A 666-nucleotide genomic window follows, 5' to 3' on the forward strand; every position below is an offset into this window, starting at 1 on the left:
CGCCTTCTGTTAACACAGTATAAAAAGCAGTAATTGAACCGCCTCCTTCAACGCCGTTACCTGCGCGTTCAACAAGTTGCGGAATTTTTGCAAAAACAGAAGGTGGATAGCCTTTGGTAGCGGGAGGTTCGCCAACGGACAAGGCAATCTCTCGTTGTGCTTGGGCATAACGAGTAAGAGAATCCATTAATAGCAACACACGCTGGCCTTTATCTCTATAGTATTCAGCAATGCGCGTACATAACGTTGATGCTCGCATTCGCATGAGCGGCGAATCATCCGCGGGCGATGCAACCACAACAGAACGGCTTAAGCCTTCTTCGCCAAGAATATCCTCGATGAACTCTTTTACCTCACGTCCCCGTTCACCAATCAACCCGACCACTACAACATCGGCGTTGGTAAAACGCGTCATCATTCCAAGCAACATACTCTTGCCAACACCACTACCGGCAAACAAACCGAGTCGTTGTCCAACGCCAACCGAAAGCAAGGCGTTGATCGCTTTTATACCGACATCTAAAGGCGCGCGAATTGGCGCCCGCGCTAGAGGGTTAATAATATCTGCTGAAGCAGGTACATAGCTCTCGGCAAGCAAATCGCCTTTACCATCAATAGGGTTACCACAGCCATCGAGCACTCGACCAAGTAACGACATACCTACGG

General features: G+C 49.4%; 1 pseudogene. It reads right to left on the reverse strand.

Going from position 1 to position 666, the window contains the following annotated elements:
- Positions 1–666 (reverse strand): annotated as a pseudogene (gene fliI, locus A3738_RS07270) (flagellum-specific ATP synthase FliI); the annotation flags it as partial.

The organism is Oleiphilus sp. HI0066, assembly GCF_001635725.1.